This is a genomic window from Lactococcus sp. LG1267, from assembly GCF_017309545.1.
GTDB classification, from domain to species: Bacteria; Bacillota; Bacilli; order Lactobacillales; family Streptococcaceae; genus Lactococcus; species Lactococcus petauri.
In genome coordinates this window covers 987,719-1,003,966 of sequence record NZ_CP071295.1, presented here as the reverse complement: position 1 = coordinate 1,003,966, position 16,248 = coordinate 987,719, and the positions used below count along the sequence as shown (strand labels likewise).

The following is a 16,248-nucleotide window of genomic DNA, read 5'->3' as shown; positions in this document are numbered from 1 at the left end:
TTTTCCTATCTTTTTCTTTTCTTACTTTTTCTTAAACACTTGATATTCCCAAGGAAGGAAAGTCATCTTCTTTTCCAACTTTCTTGGGCGGCTTCCTAAAATATGCTGGTAATCTTCTATTTCTACTTGGTTAAAGTCCAGATGTGCTTTTTTAGTACCTAAATTCGTAATAATCAAAAATGAGTCACGTTCGTAAACAAAGGCTGTCAGATGTTGCTCAAACCAAAACTTTATTGACCCACGCGCAATGTCTTCTTCCTCATGGCGAAGATGAATTAAGACTTTATAAAGCTCTATAAGCTCCTGTGATTTTTCTGTGTTTACTTCCTTATAATCTGGATGAATAGGCATCCAAGGTTTGCCACTGGTAAATCCTGCGTTTGGGCTCGTGTCCCATTGCATTGGTGTACGAGAGTGATCTCTGCTGTTTGCCATCACTGTATCCAAAGCTTCACTTTTAGTCATCCCCTGAAAAATTAACGCTTCATAAGCCTGCTTGATTTCAGTTGCATCTGTCTGGGTGATATCTGTAAAAGGAAAATTACTCATTCCAATTTCTTGTCCCTGATAGATAAATGGAGTCCCTCGAAGAAGCATATAAGATACGGCTAAAGCTTTAGCCGACGCGATGCTGCCATCACCAAAACAACTGATTGCTCGTGGTTGGTCATGATTTTCTAAATAAAGTGCATTCCAACCTCGTGCAAGCATATCCTTTTGCCAACGTATAATTGTCTTTTTGTAACCATACATCCAGCCACGTCCTGCGTAATTCTTCTGACGTACATTGTGTTCCAATTCAAAAATCATCTTAAGGTAGCCAAACCTTGCATCCGTCCAATCAGGCGCCTCAGTTGAAGTCACACCTGAAGCTTCCCCAACTGTTAAAGCATCATATTGGTCAAATATTTCTTTTAAATCAGCCATATAATTTTCAATACCTGACACATTCATAAAAGGCTGCCAAGGGTCATTCCCTCTTAGAGACTTGATATTAAAAGACCAGTCTTCCTTTTGAATATGAGAAATCGCATCCAAACGAAAACCATCTATACCTAATTCCAACCACCATTTAATCATCGTATAGATTTCCTGACGCACTTGGGGATTCTTCCAGTTCAAGTCAGGCTGTTCTTTCGCAAAGACATGAAAATAAGCTTGTTGCGTCTGCTCATCATAAGTCCAAGTAGAGCCACCAAAGAAAGATTGCCAATCATTCGGCATTTTTTCGGGTGTTGCATCTGCCCAGTGATAGTAATCTCGATAGGGATTATCCTTTGATTTTTGACTTTCAATAAACCAAGGATGCTGATCGGAAGTATGATTCACAACCAAATCCATAATCACTTTCAAGCCGTTATCATGCGCTTTTTGCAGAAGTTCTTTTAAGTCTTCCAAGCTACCAAAGCGAGCATCAATACTATAAAAATCAGCTATATCGTAGCCGCCATCGACTTGTGGACTTGTGTAAATGGGGTTAAGCCAAATAAAATCTATCCCCAAATCTTTCAAGTAAGGCAGCTTTTCGATAATTCCCTGTAAATCCCCCATACCATCACCATTACTGTCTTTAAAAGACTTGGGATAAATCTGGTAACCTGTCCAATTCGCAAAATCGTCTTTTTTCATTTTTTTCATTTTGATTATCTCTCTTGAAATTAAAGCCAGTCCTTCGCAAACAATAAATAGAGTCAGAAAGACATTTGTCTATAATTCTGCTTAAATATTTTACTCTAGGTGTCTCTGCAACCACTCACTCGAAACCGAGGGGCTTTTTCTCTATTATGTCAAAATTTTTCCATATAAGAAGCAATATCTGGGCAAAGTTATCTTTTAGAAGAATGAGCTAACGTTTCATCTCTATCTCTTGTTTAATTTCTACTATTTATAGATTATAAATCCGTTTTTCTGAACATGATTGTCTTCAGCCAAATGGGCCAAGACTATTTCTCCCTCTTCAACACTAACTGGCTGTTCACCTTTGTTAAAGACTGCCTTAAGTGCGCCACGTTCCAGTTTCACCACTCCTTGAGTGTCATCAACACTCTGCCATTCTAAATCAGATTGACTAAGTGTCTCTGCGTAGTCTCTACGGAAAGCTACCAAGGCTTTGAAGAAAGCAAACATTTCTAAGTCTTGATGTTCTTCAGTCCAAGGCATGCATTTGCGGCAATCTGGATCAGCGCCACCATCTAGCCCATATTCGTCACCGTAATAGATACATGGAACACCGGGTTGGAGGTACATAAAGGCTTGAACTTGTTTGACTAAGTCTTTACTTCCTTTGGCTTGTGTTAAAAGACGTGGTGTATCATGTGAATCCAAGATGTTAAACATAACTTGATTCGTCTGTTGACGATAAAGCATAAGCTGCGCATTAATTGCCGAAACCATTTGTTCCAAACTTAGATCTTCTTTCACAAAAGTATCAATGATTGCATTGGTATAAGCATAGTTCATAACTGCTGAAAATTCATCGCCAACGAGCCAAGGTTGTGCTGAGTGCCAAACTTCTCCTAAGATATAGAAATCTTCTTTCGCTGCATCACATGTTGTACGGAATTTCTTCCAGAAGGCATGATCGACCTCGTCTGCTACATCTAAACGCCACGCATCAATATCACATTCCTTAATCCAGTATTCTGCAATATTGAGCAAATACTCTTGAACTTCTGGATTAGCAGTATTTAGTTTCGGCATATGTGGTGTAAAAGCAAATGTATCGTAAGTTGCTGTTTCAGAAACTTCAAAATCCTCGGTTGGTGTGTAGGTTGCTGGCCATTCGTTAACATGGAACCAATCTGCATATTTTGAATTTTCTTGATGCTTGAGAACGTCTTGCCACTGCGGGCTAGTATCACCGATATGATTAAAGACAGCATCAAGCATTACTTTAATCCCTCGTTGGTGTGCCTCTTTCACTAATGTTTTGAAAACTTCTAAATCACCAAAATACTGATCAATTTTCAAATAATCTTCCGTATCATACTTATGGTTAGAATAGGCTTGGAAAACAGGAGTAAAGTAAATGCCATTTACGCCTAAGTCTGTCAGATGATCCAAATGATCAATTACTCCTTGGAGATCGCCGCCATACAAGTCTTGACGATTGGGAGATTCAGTTGGATCCCATTCTTTCACTCTAACTGGATTAATGGCTGGATTTCCATTAGCAAAGCGTTCTGGGAATATTTGATACCAAACTGTATTTTTAACCCATTCAGGAGCCTTAAAACGATCTACCTCGTGGAAGAAAGGCATACGAAATGCTGCATATTTTTTTTTGAGTAATTTTGCTTCGTAAGGAAGAATACCAGAGTCGCTATAGACAACCTTTTCCCCATCGTAATCCGTAATCACGAACAAGTAGTCCATACGCTTATGTGGAACGCCGACCTCTGTCACATAGAAATCACTTTCTGCTGTGGATAAACCATGTTTCATTTCTACTTCTTGATAATCCCAAACCATTTCTGATTCATCATCGCGTTTTACAAACATATAAGGGTCACCATAGATCAATGCAACACTTTGAATGTCGTCACGTGCAACACGTAAACGGATATGAATTGTTTCCTCTGTATAGAGATAAGCAAATTCTGATTCTGGACGGTGATAAATGGCTGCTTTATTCATGAATAAATACCTCTTTTTTTCTTGTTTTTTTCATTTTAGCATAAGCTCATCTTTTGCGCAACCGTTTGCAGTATATTTTTTTATCGAAAATAAAAACTATTGTAAAACTTTCTATTATATGCAGCTATAACATGTATATACCAACACATACAGTAATCAAATTGTAATAAGTTTGCACTTGACAAAACGGAAGCGTTTGCATAAAATAGAATTACAAATTAGAATAATTATTTTCATTAGGAGGAAATATTTTATGAACACATGGAAAAAAATCGCTCTGAGTAGCGTTTCTCTGATTGCTCTTGCTAGCCTCGCTGCTTGTGGGAATAGTAAGGGTAGTGAAAGCACAACTTCTTCATCTTCAGATGCTAAAGACCATAAAGGAGCCGTTACTCTCTGGGTCGATCCAGCAAATGTTGCTTCTTATAAAGATTTAATTAAAAACTTCAACAAAGAATATCCAAACATTAAAGTTACAGTCACACAGTCTCCAAATGGTTCTGCAAATGCAAAACAAGATGTGAGTAAAGACCCCGGACAAGCCGCAGATGTCTTTAAAGTGCCCAACGACCAGTTGGGGGCCATGGCTGAAGCGGGCTACATCAATCCTCTTTCACCTTCAGCAACAGATTGGGTGAAATCAAATGATATTTCTATCGCTGTTGATGCTGTCTCTTGGAAAGGTAAACTCTACGCTTATCCACAAGATGAACAGTCAAATATTGTTTACTACAACAAGGCAAAATTTAGTGAAGCTCCAAAAGATTGGGCTGACTTTACAGCAGAAACACCAATTGGAACAGATTTTACAAACTCCTACAACTGGTATCCTGTATTCCTAGCTAATGGAACACAGCTCTTCGGTAAAGATGGTGAAACGGTTGACGGTACAGATGCAAATACTAAAGCTGGCGTTCAAGCTATGACTTGGTTTGCGCAACAAAAAGCAAATCCTGGTGTTAAACAGTCAGGTACAGCCCTTCTGGCCGACCTCAAATCTGGTAAAACACAAGCAATCCTCGATGGCCCATGGGACGGTAGCACAGTGAAGGAAATCCTTGGCGACAACTTTGGTGCAACAACCTTACCAACTGCTGATTTTGGATCAGGATCTAAACAAATGCAAGCCTTCTCCGGTGTCGGTACACTGGCTGTGAATTCACAATCAGAAGATCCTGTTGCTGCTTCTGCTTTAGCTCAGTATCTATCAAATACTGAATCACAATTAGCACTCTATAAAGCTAATAATGCAATTCCAGTTTCAAAAGAAGCCCAAAAAGATTCTGAAGTTGCAAAAGATCCCGTAGCTCTTGCAGTTATCAAACAAGTAGAAAACGATACATTGATGCCTAAGATGCCACAAATGGCAACATTCTGGAACTTGGCTGCCCCACTTATTGAGAATGCCTACACAGGTAAGACTCCGGCTACACAATACCAAGCACAACTTGATAATTTCGTAAAATCAATCTCATCAGCTACTGAATAATTTTTGATTAACTTAAGGGGATTGGGCTCATCCTAATCCTCTTATTTTTTATATACAAAAGGGTAAAATATATGTTTAAAAAGAAAATTAAACCATCTCCTGAAGCAACATACAAAGAGGTGTGGCATGAAGGTGATATTTTCACAAAACTCAGCTTCTTTATCATGGGTTTAGCGCAACTAAAAAATAAACAATGGCTCAAGGGCCTTAGCTTCCTCATTATCGAAATTGTCTTCCTTTTCTGGCTCATCTTCAATGGCATTAGCTCCATCAGTCTTTTGAGTAGCCTTGGACATGTCAAGACTAAGCAAGTCGTTTTTGATGAAGCTCGACAAATTTATGTCACTCAACAACCTGACAACTCCATGCTCATCCTCCTTTTTGGTGTCATGTCCTTAGTGCTCATTGCAATGGTTGCAGTCATCTATATCACAAGCCTTCGTTCCACACGTCATCTCTATGTCTTGAATCGTGACGGAGAACATATCCCTACGACTATGGAGGATTTGGCTACACTCTTAGACAGTCGCCTCCATTACACACTGATGGCGATTCCCTTACTCGGCATTTTAGTTTTCACGATTGCTCCTTTGCTTTTCATGATTACCATTGCTTTTACCAATTTTAATCAAGATCATCCTATTGGATTTTCTTGGACGGGGTTCGCTTCATTTGGTGAGATTCTGACCGGTAACATCGCTGGAACTTTCTTCCCTGTCTTAGGCTGGACTCTCGTTTGGGCTGTAGCTGCAACAGCGACAACTTTCTTCTTTGGTGTTTTACTTGCTCTTTTGATTGAATCATCTGGAATTAAATTTAAAGCTTTCTGGCGGACACTCTTTGTTATCGTTATGGCTGTTCCTTCTTTTGTTTCACTCTTAATGATGAATATGTTCCTAGACAACAATGGGCCGCTCAACAGTTGGCTCCAAAGTATCGGTCTTATTGATCATCCTATTCCATTTTTAATGGATCCTTTGTTAGCGAAGTTTTCTGTTATCGGAGTTAACATGTGGATTGGTATTCCTGTCTCTATGTTAATTTCAACAGCGATTATCCAAAACTTGCCATCAGATCAGATTGAAGCAGCTAAAATTGATGGTGCCAACAGTTTTGATATTTTCCGCTCTATTACCTTCCCTCAAATTTTGTTCGTTATGACCCCTGCCTTGATTCAACAATTTATCGGGAATATTAACAATTTCAACGTTATTTTCCTTTTGACTGGTGGTGGACCACTGAACGCCGAATACTTCCAAGCGGGTTCCACTGACTTATTAATTACCTGGCTTTATAGCTTAACCATGAAGTCGATTCCAAGTTATAACATCGCTTCAGCTATTGGTATCGTTATCTTTATCATCTCAGCTACAGCTTCATTGTTTGCTTACCGCCGTACAAATGCTTTTAAGGAGGGCTAAAATGAAATCATATAAACGCCAACGTCAAGCTTCATTAGTACTCAGATACTTGCTCTTGACCTTACTTGCAATCATCTGGATTTTCCCAATTGTATGGATTATCCTTACCAGCTTTTCTAAAAATAACACTGGTTTTGTTTCGACATTCATTCCCCAGCAGTGGACCCTGGATAATTTTACTGGTATTTTCAATAACCCGGTTTATCCTTACGGACATTGGCTCCTTAATACTTTTGTCATCGCTGTTATCTGTGCAGTTGTTAACACGCTGATTACTACTGTTATGTCTTATGTATTGTCACGTTTACGCTTCAAATTGCGCAAACCATTCTTACAGTTAGCACTTATCATTGGAATGTTCCCAGGTATCATGGCGATGATTGCTCTTTATTACATCCTCAAATCATTCAATATGACCAACTTAGTGGGACTGACTTTGATTTATATAGGTGGCTCTGGTTTAGGCTTCTATATCTTTAAAGGTTTCCTTGATACAATCCCTGCATCAATTGATGAAGCCGCTGTGATTGACGGTGCAACCAAATGGCAAATTTTCACCAAAATTACCTTGCCTTTGTCAAAACCAATGATTGTTTACACATCCCTAACTGCTTTTATTGCACCTTGGCTTGATTTCCTCTTTGCGAGTGTCATCTTAGGTGGTGGCGATCCTAAATCACGGACCATTGCCTATGGCTTGCAAAACATGATGACCAACTCCAGAGGTTCCTCTGCAACAAACTTTACCCAATTTGTTGCAGGATGTGTGATTATCGCCATTCCTATCACTATTCTCTTCATTGTTATGCAAAAATTCTATGTTAAAGGAATCACTGCTGGTGCAGATAAAGGATAACAAACTAAAAAAGCACTCAACCTATAGTTGAATGCTTTTTTTATTGTCCTAAAAGTTCTTGTGCTTTTGCACTATACTTGTCCATATCAATGAGGATACCTGAACCTCCGTACATATCATAGGCAGATTGCCAATCATTGTCGGATGGGATGGTTGTGTTTTCTATACCGCCAAACATTGCCGGTAAAGCTTTTGTGATCAGGAATGTGTTAGAAAGATTAGTCATTGTAACAGCTCGAGCTGTACCCAAGGCACTTGCACCAGTAAAGAGTGTCAACGGATTTTTAACTTTCGATGTGAGAGTTTGCATCACTTGTTGTTGACGTTGCACACGTCCAAAGTCTCCTTGATCATCGTGGCGGAAACGTGCATAGTTCAAAAGTGTACGTCCATCCATTCGTTGTGGGCCTTGCTTAATCATCATAAAGATTCCACCACCATCAGGATAGCCCAAGGCCGCGGCTTCTTCTGCACTCAGTTCCTTATCGTTTTTAGCCATCCCTTCAGTTTCTGCTAAATCATCCGGTACAGGGACTTCATCAAACTTTTGACCATTAATTGTGGCGAATTTGGCATCAATCTTTACTCCACCAGGGAACATTGAGTCAATCACTGTTGCAAAACTTGAGAAATCAACCACAGCGTAATATTTGGCATTTATACCAAAATTTTGTTGCAAAGTTTGACGCACAAGTTCAACACCTTGATTCTCATTTTGCTCACCAATCGTGAAGGCTGCATTAAGCTTCATGTTAGGTCCTTGGCTTGCATCACCAACTCCTGGAATGTTGACCAAAGTATCACGCATAAAGCTCACCAATTGCATTTTGCCGCTTTTGCCAATATTCAAAACCATAATACTGTCTGAATGGGCCACTCCTGAGCTTTGTCCTGGTCGTTGATCAGCACCTAAGAGAAGGATATTGACTGAGCCATCCGCATTGGCAGCACCATTGAATTGTTCGGCTTTGATCGCGCCACCTTCTCGACTAATCCCACGCTGATAACCATAAATGAAGAAACCAATCATAATCAAAATCAAGGCGATTAAGATAAAGAAAATCCGTTTTATCCAACTTTTCTTTTTCCTTGGCTTTTTACTTGCTGCTTCCTCAGGCCTTTCATCATCAATGCTCTCTTCCGCACGACGGTTATCTTTCTTTTTCCCACGTTTGGATAAAAAGGGCGCTGGTGCTGAATCTAAAGAACGGCTGGATCTACTCCGTCTCTCAGAAGAAGAACTTTCAGACTGTGCGCGCTCTTCTTCTATGTCAGCCGCATATTCTTCTTCAAGGGCCTGCCACCCTTCTATTTCTTCTACTAGTTCATAATATTCTTGCTTTTCGCGTTCACTTAAGTAAGCTTTATTTGCTCTTAAGTATTCAAAACGTTTTTGTTTATTATCTTTCATTATCTGTCTATTATATCATGATTTTTTATTTTTGATAAAAGCCTTTCATAATTCTCAGCAAAATACAGATCCTTTTCTTAAGCTTTTTTGCCAAAAAATTTATTTCTGAAGCGTTTAACTTTCAGAAACTGTTCACGTGCCTTGTGCATCTGTTTATATCTTTTAGGGTTCTTTTTATAAAAATCTTGGTGATAATCTTCAGCTGGCCAAAATGTTTGCGCATTTTCTATAGGGACTATGATTGGTTTATCCCAAAGCCCCGACTCCGACAATTCCTGCTTGCTTTTCTCAGCAGTTTGACGTTGCTCATCATTCTCAACGTAGATAACTGGTCTATAATTACTGCCTCGATCGTAAAATTGACCTTCTCCATCCGTCGGATCAATAAGACTCCAGTAAATTCCCAGCAAGGTCTCGTAAGAAATAACGGTATTTTCAAAAATTATCTCCACAGCTTCAGCGTGTCCCGTATATTTACCCGATACCTCATCATATGTCGGGTCATCGACATGCCCCCCGGTAACAGACAGTATACCTGGACGAGTTTCAAAAGGTTCAACCATACACCAAAAACATCCACCCGCAAAAATTGCAATTTCTTTACTCATAGCTCTTCCTCCAAGCACATTATAGCACAATGAAAAGGCTTGCATGCTATAATTTAACTATGAAAAAACCGTTAAATCAGACTGAAATATTGAACGAAATGTATAATTTAATCTTGAGTAAACATATTCGTGAGTGGGAACGTGCTTTAATATTAGAAGCTAAAAATCGCATTGAAAGTCAGGGTAATCTTGAAGAAGCCTTAACCCAATTAGAGGCTCAATTACGTCCACTAGCTCTTCGCTATAATTTAACGCCTATGACAACCGAATTTTATAACAAAATATCCACTTCGGGTTTATTTGGCCGCGGTGTCGGGCATCGTTTATAAATAATCATCTTTTTAGTAAAAAAAACGTTAGACCTACTAACGTTTTTTTATTTCAAATTTCTTTTGCACTTAACTCTGTTTGACTCAAGCGTTCATACCACAACTTTCGTGTACGGGAAAGTGTGGCAAAGAGAATATCTAATAGAGGTAACAGAAGAAGAATGAAAGAAAGGAGTACCATTAAGAAATTTTGTCCCAATTCTTTTTGTGGAATATAGCCTGAACGTTGTAAGAAATAAGACAAGAGACCAATCATCCCAAAATTAACGAAAGATAAGAGTTGTCGACTTAAAATCTTCCAACGACTTCCTTCTATCCTTATCTTAAGAAGTTTTTGGCCAAAAGTGACACCAAAAATGACTGGAATCCCCACAAATGTAATAAGCATTGCTATATAGAAATGAGGTACAATGTTTGCAATAATATTTGCTAAAACAAAATCTACGCCAAAGGCAATACTTCGACGTATCATCCCAATCTGAGCAGGAATGGCTTGTTTGGCATCCAAATCTGGTAAAACCTTAACAAGTAGGCAAGCAATCCCAAAACCAAGCAAACTTCCTAGCGTATTAATCATTAAATCATCAACATCAAAAAGACGATAAGGACGAGGATAAAGACCAAAAAGAGCCGAACGCTGTAAAAGTTCAAACGATAAGGTGAGCATGAAACTCCATATTAAGGTTTGCGAAAAATTACGCTTAAAGAGGTAACGCAAATATATCCCAAATGGCAACGTCAAAAGAAGATTAAAAAAAGGTTGGATGAAACTTGGCGCTTTCAAAGCCATTAGCCATGTAGAAGGCTCGTTAAGTACCAGCGGGTTGTAAGCGATGAACTGACGTACAAATTCAAAGGGAACAAGATTTTGCTTAGGACCTGTCATCTGTGCAACCTGTGCCACATCAGGCAAAGGAAAAATAGTCATCGCATAAGCACAAACTATATAAAGGACAAAAGAAAAATTGACAATAAACCGCCAAGGGTTAACACGTCCATATTTACGATATTGAACAATCATATAAGGAATAAGGCTCAGCAAGAAAAAAACAAAGAAGAGCAATACACCTATTTGAATAGCATGGAGATAAGTAAGCATAGAAATCCTTTTTTAAAATTTTATCTTTATTATAACAAAATTTATAAATGGAGATTGTGAGCCAGTTTAAAGAAATAGCTTAAATCAAGTGGAAGTTGATATTATTACTGCTGCTCACACCCTGTTTATACATCAAAGGCTTGCGCATATTTGATACATCCCGAAATATTTTTTAGTGCATTGGGTTGTAAAGGACGAATCATAAAAGCTTCTGCTGGAACGTCAAATGGTGCCGTAACCTTATATTTTTCAGCAGATACATAACCAAAACGAGAATAATATTGGGGATGCCCCAGAATACTTATAAAAGGGAAATCTTGTTGAACGGCACGCTTTTCCAACTCTTTCAGCAAATTTTCTCCCACTTTTTTACCTTGCCAAGAAGGTAAAACAGCTAATGGCGCAAGAACCAGCCCTGTAAAACTTTCTTTATCGTTGATAATCTCGACTTCACTTAGTAAACCATAACCAATAATTTTTTCTCCTTCAGCGGCGACAACTTCTAAACCATCGACATAGCTACAATCTGTCCGAATCTTTTCCACGAGCTCTGCTTCATTACCATAACCATGTTCGGACCTGCTAAATGATTGACGAATTAACTGCTCAACTTCTCTATAGTCTTTTCGCCCAATACTTCTTATTTCCAAAGTTGACCTCCTTTATTTATAGAAAAACAAACGGAATACCTTTACTCCGTTTGTTCCTTTAAAAATTGATTGATTACAAGAGTTCTCGTGCTTTTTCTTCGATGAAACCTGCCACTTGATCAATCGTTTTTCCTGTACTGTCTAGTAAAATTGCATCCTCTGCTTGTTTTAGAGGGGAAACTGCTCGTGTACTATCCTTACGATCACGTTCGGCGATTTCCACTTTGAGTTTTTCCAAATCAGTAGGAATATTTTTTTGTAAATTTTCTTTATAACGACGCTCTGCTCGTTCATCCACAGAAGCCACGAGGAAAATCTTCAAATCTGCATGAGGTAGGACAACCGTACCAATATCACGTCCATCCATGATAATGCCACCTTCGTCAGCAATGCGCTGTTGCTCAGCAACTAAAAATTCCCGTACTGGAGCTAAAGCAGAGATTTTTGAAACATTCTGTGTTACTTCGTTTGTACGAATAATCTTAGTAATATCCTCTGTTCCTAAAAATACAAGTTGTCCATCAGCCGTATTTTTAAAGAAAATTGGTTTTTTCTTGATCACATCAATAATTTTTTGAGGATCCTCCGTTTTGTTTTGGAGGGCAACCAAAGTTGCAGCACGGTACATCGCACCTGTATCTAAATAGATAATCCCAAGATTTTGTGCAACGATTTTAGCGACAGTTGATTTTCCGCTTGAGGCGGGACCATCAACAGCAATTTGTAACTTTATCATGTTTCTTTCCTATATATGAATACTTTTTATTATTTTAATTTTAATACTTGCCCAGGTGATATTGGTGAACCATCGGCATTGTATCCTGTTGCTGAGATATTATTAAGGCTGGCAATTACAGACCATGCAACGCCTGTCTTCGCTGATATCTTACTTGGATCGTCTCCAGCTACAATAACATAAGTTCCACCCTCTTCAGTGGAAGATTCTTCAGTGGTTGGCGGTGGAGCTACAGTACTTTCTTCTGGTTTCACTTCTTCAGTAGTCTGTTCTGTTTGTTGCTCCGTGGTTTGCTCTACAGTTTTTTCTGGATTTTCCTGAGCAAATCCACCGCTATGTTGCGTTTGATTATTCCAAAGAATAAAGGCAATCATGAAACCAACCAGTAAAAACATCGTCACGACAGTAAAGGTTAAAGCACGTGAAGTTAATGACTTGTTATTGTGTTTTTTTCTTGGCTTGCTGCCCGAACGACTTTTTTCGGAATCTGCTTTCATGGCCTTATAGATTTCTTTATCCCACGGTTCTTTTTCTGCCACATCTTTTTCCTTTCCTTTTTTATTTTTTTATATTATCATCATTGTATGAAAGTAAACATAATACCAGAAAATTGTATTGCATGTGGCCTTTGTTATTTACATGCTCCAGATGTCTTCGATTACCATGATAACGGTATCGTTAAATTTAATAATTCCGATAAACTGGAAAAAGAATATTTTTCTGATGATAAAATAATAAGTGCAGCCAAGGCTTGCCCAACAGCTGCGATAAAGATTACCAAATCTTAAAACCTTAAACTCTGATATTTATTTTACCATAAAATTACTTCTTTATCTAACTATTTCGTGATTTTTAATTAGGTATTTTCATTATATATACAGCTTGTTTTTGATTGACAAGTTGTTTTTATTTTCGTCAGTTAAATTAAAAAATCAGATTTATGAAACCAGTTTCACAAATTTTTGCAAATGTTTTCAATTTGTAGTATACTAGGACAGTAATAATTATATTATATAAAAACTTATAAGGAGGTTACTCAATTGAGTATCGGAATTGTTATTGCGAGCCACGGTGAATTCGCTGCGGGCATCAAGCAATCTGGTTCAATGATCTTCGGTGAGCAAGAGAAAGTACAAGCTGTTACTTTCATGCCTAACGAAGGACCAGACGACTTACGCGCCAAAATCGAAGCCGCTATCGCAACATTTGATGCTGAAGATGAAGTCCTTGTCCTTGCTGACTTGTGGAGCGGTTCTCCATTTAACCAAGCAAGTGCTGTTATGGGTGCCAATCCAGAACGCAAGGTAGCTATCATCACAGGCCTCAACTTGCCAATGCTTATTCAAGCCTACACAGAACGTATGATGGATGCTTCTGCTGGTGTTGAACAAGTTGCTGCAAACATTATTAAGGAAGCTAAAGCTGGTATCAAAGCATTGCCAGAAGAGCTTAATCCTGCTGAAGAAAGCGCTACACCAGCTGAAGCTGGCGTAAACGCTGCCGCTATCCCAGAAGGTACTGTTGTTGGTGATGGTAAGATTAAAATTAATCTTGCACGTATTGACTCACGTCTTCTCCACGGTCAAGTTGCTACTGCTTGGACTCCAGATTCAAAAGCAAACCGTATCATCGTTGTTTCTGACGCTGTTGCCAAAGATGAGATGCGTAAAACACTTATCACACAAGCTGCACCTCCAGGTGTTAAAGCCAACGTTGTCCCTATCAAGAAAATGATTGAAGTTGCTAAAGATCCACGTTTTGGTGAAACTAAAGCCCTTCTCTTGTTTGAAACTCCTCAAGACGCACTTGCTGCTATTGAAGGTGGCGTACCTGTAGAAACACTTAACGTGGGTTCTATGGCACACAGTACAGGTAAAACAATGCTTAACTCAGTATTGTCTGTAAACAAAGATGATGTTGCCGCTTTTGAAAAGTTACGTGATCTCGGCGTTAAATTTGACGTTCGTAAAGTCCCTAACGATTCTAAATCTGACTTGTTTGCTTTGATTAACAAAGCAGACGTTAAGTAAAATTAAATATTATTAGGAGAAATTTATAAAATGAGTATTATTTCAATCATTTTAGTTCTTATCTTCGCGTTCTTAGCTGGACTTGAAGGTATCTTGGACCAATGGCAATTTCACCAACCAATTATCGCCTGCTCATTGATCGGTATCGCTACTGGTCACATGGCTGCAGGGATCATCTTGGGTGGTTCATTGCAAATGATCGCCCTTGGTTGGGCTAACGTTGGTGCCGCTGTCGCACCTGACGCTGCACTTGCTTCTGTCGCTTCTGCTATCTTGATGGTTCAAGGTGGTAACTTTGACTTGACACACATCACTGGTGTTATCGTACCTGCTGCTATCTTGTTGGCAACTGCTGGTCTCGTACTTACTACATTGGTTCGTTTCCTTTCAGTTGGTATCGTTCACTTAGCTGATGCTGCTGCTGAAAAAGGTTCTTACTCAGGTGTTGCTGGTTGGCACATGTTCGCACTCCTTCTTCAAGGTTTGCGTATTGCTATCCCTGCTGCAATCATCCTTGCTATCCCTGCTGAAACAGTAACTGCTGCCTTGAACTCAATTCCTGATTGGGTTTCTAAGGGTCTTGCTGTTGGTGGTGGTATGGTTGTTGTTGTTGGTTACGCAATGGTTATCAACCTCATGGCAACTAAAGAGCTATGGCCATTCTTCTTCCTCGGATTTGTACTCGCACCACTTTCTTCAATCACTTTGATTGGTATGGGTATCCTTGGTGTTGTTATCGCTCTTATCTACCTCAATCTTTCTAATACTGCTGGTAACGGTGGAACTGCTTCTTCAAGTGGTGACCCAATCGGCGATATTCTCAACGATTATTAATTAGGAAGGAGATTTTATAAAAATGGAAAATACAAATAAAAAGTTTAGCCTTTCTAAAAACACACGCTTGAGCGTTATGTTCCGTTCAATGTTCCTTCAAGGTTCTTGGAACTACGAACGTATGCAAAACCTTGGTTTCCTCTATTCAATCATCCCTGCATTGAAACAGTTCTACAAACCAGGTTCTGAAGAAGCTAAAGAAGCTTTGAAACGCCACATGGAGTTCTTCAATACTCACCCATATGTAGCCGCACCTATCGTCGGTGTTACATTGGCCCTTGAAGAAGAAATCGCTAACGGTGTTGAAATCGATGAAGCAGCTATCCAAGGTGTGAAAGTCGGTATGATGGGACCTCTCGCTGGTATCGGTGACCCAGTCTTCTGGTTCACAGTACGTCCTATCGTTGGTGCCATCGCTGCCTCACTTGCAACTGGTGGTTCTATTATCGCTCCAATCTTCTTCTTCGTTGTTTGGAATGCAATCCGTATCGCTTTCTTGTGGTATACACAAGAGTTTGGTTACAAACAAGGTACTGCAATTACAAGCGACCTCGGTGGAGGAATGCTTCAACAAATTACTAAAGGTGCATCTATCCTTGGTATGTTCATCCTTGGTGTATTGATCCAACGTTGGGTTAACATCAGCTTCACTGGTCCTAACGCTATGCTCCCATCTAAACCTTTGGCAGATGGTGCTTACGTTGGTGAATGGATCGACAAAGCAGGTAAAGTCGTTGTTCAAGGTGCCCAAACAGGTACTACTGGCGACGGTGTTGCTAAGTTTGATTGGTTAGACCAAGCAGGTAACGTTGTTGGTAACGGTGTTGCTGGTCAAGACGGTTTCGCACATTACGTAACTGTTGATCAACTTAACACAGTTGACGGTTCTACATTGCACAACATCTTAGGTCAAGTATCATCTGGTCTTGGCTTGAGTCCGGAACAAACACAATCACTTCAAGACGTGTTCAATTCATTAATTCCTGGATTTATCGCATTGCTCTTGACTTTCCTTGTGCTTTGGATCTTGCGCAAATGGAAAAACAAAAACGCACCATTGTTCATCATCATTGGTATGTTCGTTCTTGGTATCGTACTTCACGTTGCAGGTCTTGCTTAATAAGATTTTAAAACAAGAACAAAATCGTC

The 16,248-nt window shown here is 39.3% G+C and carries 16 protein-coding genes; 8 read left to right on the top strand and 8 right to left on the bottom strand.

What is annotated here, in order from left to right; translation table 11 throughout:
* Positions 1 to 21: 21 nt before the first annotated feature.
* The gene (locus tag J0J33_RS04985) at positions 22 to 1,629 is read right to left on the bottom strand and encodes an alpha-glucosidase (RefSeq protein ID WP_206921821.1); all 1,608 of its coding nucleotides are present in this window, start codon (positions 1,627 to 1,629) and stop codon (positions 22 to 24) included.
* 252 nt (positions 1,630 to 1,881) lie between these two features.
* A complete protein-coding gene (locus J0J33_RS04980) occupies positions 1,882 to 3,636 on the bottom strand; it encodes a glycoside hydrolase family 13 protein (RefSeq protein WP_206888348.1) in 1,755 nt (584 codons plus the stop codon).
* Between the two features lie 253 nt (positions 3,637 to 3,889).
* Here J0J33_RS04980 and J0J33_RS04975 point away from each other — a divergent pair, with 253 nt between their 5' ends.
* The 3 genes from J0J33_RS04975 to J0J33_RS04965 all read left to right on the top strand — a co-directional run bounded on the left by J0J33_RS04975 (position 3,890) and on the right by J0J33_RS04965 (position 7,402).
* A complete protein-coding gene (locus J0J33_RS04975) occupies positions 3,890 to 5,125 on the top strand; it encodes an extracellular solute-binding protein (protein ID WP_019293810.1) in 1,236 nt (411 codons plus the stop codon).
* 71 nt (positions 5,126 to 5,196) lie between these two features.
* The gene (locus tag J0J33_RS04970; protein ID WP_195916756.1) at positions 5,197 to 6,546 is read left to right on the top strand and encodes a carbohydrate ABC transporter permease; all 1,350 of its coding nucleotides are present in this window, start codon (positions 5,197 to 5,199) and stop codon (positions 6,544 to 6,546) included.
* Position 6,547: 1 nt separating this feature from the next.
* Positions 6,548 to 7,402 carry a sugar ABC transporter permease gene (locus J0J33_RS04965; protein ID WP_004258862.1) on the top strand — a complete coding sequence of 285 codons (855 nt, stop codon included), beginning with the start codon at positions 6,548 to 6,550 and terminating at the stop codon, positions 7,400 to 7,402.
* A 40-nt stretch (positions 7,403 to 7,442) separates the two neighbouring features.
* Here the strand turns inward: J0J33_RS04965 and J0J33_RS04960 are convergent, their stop codons facing one another.
* A complete protein-coding gene (locus J0J33_RS04960) occupies positions 7,443 to 8,813 on the bottom strand; it encodes an LCP family protein (protein ID WP_086582237.1) in 1,371 nt (456 codons plus the stop codon).
* A 77-nt stretch (positions 8,814 to 8,890) separates the two neighbouring features.
* Positions 8,891 to 9,421, bottom strand: a complete 531-nt coding sequence (gene msrA, locus J0J33_RS04955; RefSeq protein WP_206888346.1) for a peptide-methionine (S)-S-oxide reductase MsrA — start codon at positions 9,419 to 9,421, stop codon at positions 8,891 to 8,893.
* Positions 9,422 to 9,480: 59 nt separating this feature from the next.
* Here msrA and J0J33_RS04950 point away from each other — a divergent pair, with 59 nt between their 5' ends.
* Positions 9,481 to 9,750, top strand: coding sequence for a bacteriocin immunity protein (locus tag J0J33_RS04950; RefSeq protein WP_019293073.1), 270 nt, complete (start codon positions 9,481 to 9,483; stop codon positions 9,748 to 9,750).
* A gap of 52 nt (positions 9,751 to 9,802) precedes the next feature.
* Here J0J33_RS04950 and J0J33_RS04945 read toward each other — a convergent pair whose 3' ends face one another.
* The 4 genes from J0J33_RS04945 to J0J33_RS04930 form a co-directional block, all read right to left on the bottom strand.
* Positions 9,803 to 10,849 (bottom strand): VanZ family protein, encoded by a 1,047-nt coding sequence (locus tag J0J33_RS04945; protein WP_206888345.1) that lies wholly within the window; start codon positions 10,847 to 10,849, stop codon positions 9,803 to 9,805.
* A 125-nt stretch (positions 10,850 to 10,974) separates the two neighbouring features.
* Complete coding sequence (locus J0J33_RS04940) at positions 10,975 to 11,499, bottom strand: GNAT family N-acetyltransferase (RefSeq protein WP_040086551.1); 525 nt, start codon at positions 11,497 to 11,499, stop codon at positions 10,975 to 10,977.
* 73 nt (positions 11,500 to 11,572) lie between these two features.
* Positions 11,573 to 12,235 carry a (d)CMP kinase gene (gene cmk, locus J0J33_RS04935; RefSeq protein WP_019293076.1) on the bottom strand — a complete coding sequence of 221 codons (663 nt, stop codon included), beginning with the start codon at positions 12,233 to 12,235 and terminating at the stop codon, positions 11,573 to 11,575.
* Between the two features lie 29 nt (positions 12,236 to 12,264).
* Positions 12,265 to 12,774 (bottom strand): SAG1386/EF1546 family surface-associated protein, encoded by a 510-nt coding sequence (locus tag J0J33_RS04930; protein WP_004258888.1) that lies wholly within the window; start codon positions 12,772 to 12,774, stop codon positions 12,265 to 12,267.
* A gap of 45 nt (positions 12,775 to 12,819) precedes the next feature.
* On the opposite strand from J0J33_RS04930, the gene J0J33_RS04925 reads away from it, so the two are divergent.
* From J0J33_RS04925 to J0J33_RS04910, 4 genes are all read left to right on the top strand, one after another.
* The gene (locus J0J33_RS04925) at positions 12,820 to 13,023 is read left to right on the top strand and encodes a ferredoxin (protein WP_019293077.1); all 204 of its coding nucleotides are present in this window, start codon (positions 12,820 to 12,822) and stop codon (positions 13,021 to 13,023) included.
* Between the two features lie 252 nt (positions 13,024 to 13,275).
* Complete coding sequence (locus J0J33_RS04920) at positions 13,276 to 14,265, top strand: mannose/fructose/sorbose PTS transporter subunit IIB (protein WP_017368923.1); 990 nt, start codon at positions 13,276 to 13,278, stop codon at positions 14,263 to 14,265.
* 30 nt (positions 14,266 to 14,295) lie between these two features.
* Positions 14,296 to 15,099, top strand: a complete 804-nt coding sequence (locus J0J33_RS04915) for a mannose/fructose/sorbose family PTS transporter subunit IIC (protein WP_003134975.1) — start codon at positions 14,296 to 14,298, stop codon at positions 15,097 to 15,099.
* A 22-nt stretch (positions 15,100 to 15,121) separates the two neighbouring features.
* Complete coding sequence (locus J0J33_RS04910; protein ID WP_017368922.1) at positions 15,122 to 16,219, top strand: PTS system mannose/fructose/sorbose family transporter subunit IID; 1,098 nt, start codon at positions 15,122 to 15,124, stop codon at positions 16,217 to 16,219.
* Positions 16,220 to 16,248: the final 29 nt, after the last annotated feature.

Bases quoted from the DNA above. Each gene is read 5' to 3' on its own strand.
- J0J33_RS04985 (WP_206921821.1), bottom strand. From the start codon at position 1,629: ATGAAAAAAGACGATTTTGCGAATTGGACAGGTTACCAGATTTATCCC.
- J0J33_RS04980 (WP_206888348.1), bottom strand. From the start codon at position 3,636: ATGAATAAAGCAGCCATTTATCACCGTCCAGAATCAGAATTTGCTTAT.
- J0J33_RS04975 (WP_019293810.1), top strand. From the start codon at position 3,890: ATGAACACATGGAAAAAAATCGCTCTGAGTAGCGTTTCTCTGATTGCT.
- J0J33_RS04970 (WP_195916756.1), top strand. From the start codon at position 5,197: ATGTTTAAAAAGAAAATTAAACCATCTCCTGAAGCAACATACAAAGAG.
- J0J33_RS04965 (WP_004258862.1), top strand. From the start codon at position 6,548: ATGAAATCATATAAACGCCAACGTCAAGCTTCATTAGTACTCAGATAC.
- J0J33_RS04960 (WP_086582237.1), bottom strand. From the start codon at position 8,813: ATGAAAGATAATAAACAAAAACGTTTTGAATACTTAAGAGCAAATAAA.
- msrA (WP_206888346.1), bottom strand. From the start codon at position 9,421: ATGAGTAAAGAAATTGCAATTTTTGCGGGTGGATGTTTTTGGTGTATG.
- J0J33_RS04950 (WP_019293073.1), top strand. From the start codon at position 9,481: ATGAAAAAACCGTTAAATCAGACTGAAATATTGAACGAAATGTATAAT.
- J0J33_RS04945 (WP_206888345.1), bottom strand. From the start codon at position 10,849: ATGCTTACTTATCTCCATGCTATTCAAATAGGTGTATTGCTCTTCTTT.
- cmk (WP_019293076.1), bottom strand. From the start codon at position 12,235: ATGATAAAGTTACAAATTGCTGTTGATGGTCCCGCCTCAAGCGGAAAA.
- J0J33_RS04925 (WP_019293077.1), top strand. From the start codon at position 12,820: ATGAAAGTAAACATAATACCAGAAAATTGTATTGCATGTGGCCTTTGT.
- J0J33_RS04915 (WP_003134975.1), top strand. From the start codon at position 14,296: ATGAGTATTATTTCAATCATTTTAGTTCTTATCTTCGCGTTCTTAGCT.
- J0J33_RS04910 (WP_017368922.1), top strand. From the start codon at position 15,122: ATGGAAAATACAAATAAAAAGTTTAGCCTTTCTAAAAACACACGCTTG.